This is a genomic window from Kitasatospora sp. NPDC034023, from assembly GCF_055575795.1.
Genome location: NZ_JBVIRY010000111.1, coordinates 1 through 1,420, shown reverse-complemented (window position 1 = coordinate 1,420; position 1,420 = coordinate 1). Strand labels below are relative to the sequence as shown.

2 protein-coding genes are annotated in these 1,420 nt (G+C 66.7%); both read left to right on the top strand.

Annotated features, from left to right (window positions below; all coding sequences use genetic code 11):
- Positions 1–526 precede the first annotated feature (526 nt).
- Complete coding sequence (locus ACZ52R_RS43485; protein WP_465755580.1) at positions 527–949, top strand: hypothetical protein; 423 nt, start codon at positions 527–529, stop codon at positions 947–949.
- The gene (locus ACZ52R_RS43480; RefSeq protein WP_465755579.1) at positions 946–1,350 is read left to right on the top strand and encodes a hypothetical protein; all 405 of its coding nucleotides are present in this window, start codon (positions 946–948) and stop codon (positions 1,348–1,350) included. Before ACZ52R_RS43485 ends, ACZ52R_RS43480 begins: the two co-directional genes overlap by 4 nt.
- The last annotated feature ends 70 nt before the right edge of the window (positions 1,351–1,420 follow it).

Genomic DNA, 1,420 nt, shown 5'->3' with positions numbered 1-1,420 from the left:
CACCCGCTCCCGCCTCGGACGCCTCACCCGCCAGGGCTTCCTCACCCAACCCGGACGAGGCATCTACCAGAAACGGACTTAACGTCCTCTCAGGTGCCGCGGCATCTTGCGCCTCCGGTGGAAGCCCTGTCCCGCCGGACCCCGATGACAAGTGCCGACGAGTTGGAGGCCATCCGTGCCCGCGCCGCCGTCGAACTCCTCGACGATTTCCGGACTACTGCCCCCCATCTCGACCGCCACAGTCCCCCGCGATGACCGCTGCGACGTCCACTTCCTGGTTCACCGCCCCTACCCGAACGAAGCAGAGCCGAGCCTGATGGCAAAGAATGAGAAGTCTCCCAGGAGCGAGCGCCTCCGCCTCCGCTGCCCAGCCTGCGGCCGGGTACCGACCGGTGCAAGGAGTTCGGAGCCGCCCCATAAACCTGGGGGCCTGAGGCGTCACAGGAAACGGGGCTCCCAGCCCTCGGCCGAGTCGGTGCGGACGAGCGCGGGTGATTCTCCCGTTCGTCCCGGCCCGCTCGACGCGATGACGGTGATCAAGGGAGTTGTGGAACGCGTCCCGGAGGCGCTGGAGGCTGCCGGGTCCGACGAGGTGCCGCCGTCTGGGGTGCTTTCCGCGGCCGTACGCAAGGCGGTGCTGGACGAATTCCGTACGCGCGCCCAGTTTGCCGGACGCCTCGCCGAAATCGACGCGCTGCTTCGGTCCCGCGCCGGAGACAGCCCCGAGGTGGTCGAGAGTGCGATGAGCGCACATCTGCGAGAACTGGGGCTGCTGCGAGTCACGGAACCAGAAGCAAGCGACCGGTTCGTAGTGACGGAGGGCGCGGGAGACGCCCTCGAGTTGCTGAGTCCGGCATACGTCGACGAGTTGACAGGGAAAGTCATTCTTGCGGGACAACTCCGGCGCGTTGCCGGCCTCGCTGCTACGGGGTGGGGGGAGGAAGCATGACGGCAGCCGGAATTGACTTCGGGACCACCAACTCTGTCGCCGCACAGTGGAACGGTGAGTACGTCGAATTGCTGGAGATCGGCGGGCAAGGCCTGGATGCCAACTGGAGGCGCAGGGGCTTTGAGCTGCTCTACCCGTCGGTTGTCGGCACGAGTTCCCTGCGGACGGGCACGCTATTCGGTTGGGAGGCGAAACTCCGTTCTGAGCAGGCCGTCGAGGCGTGCAAGCGGATGCTGCGGGAGGAACCGTTCGTCAAGCTGGGCGGTGAACGGTTCGGTGCGACCACCGCCGCGGCCGGCGTCTTCCACGCCATCGCCAGGGCCGCCGAGGAGGAAGCCGCCACCGAGATCCGCGAGGCCGTCGTCACGGTGCCCGCTACTGACCTTGGCGCTTCAAGGTGATTGGCCTGTTTGTGTAGCTGACTGGCAGTCATTTGCGCGCTATGCCGTTGGTATGCGCTATGCGGATGGG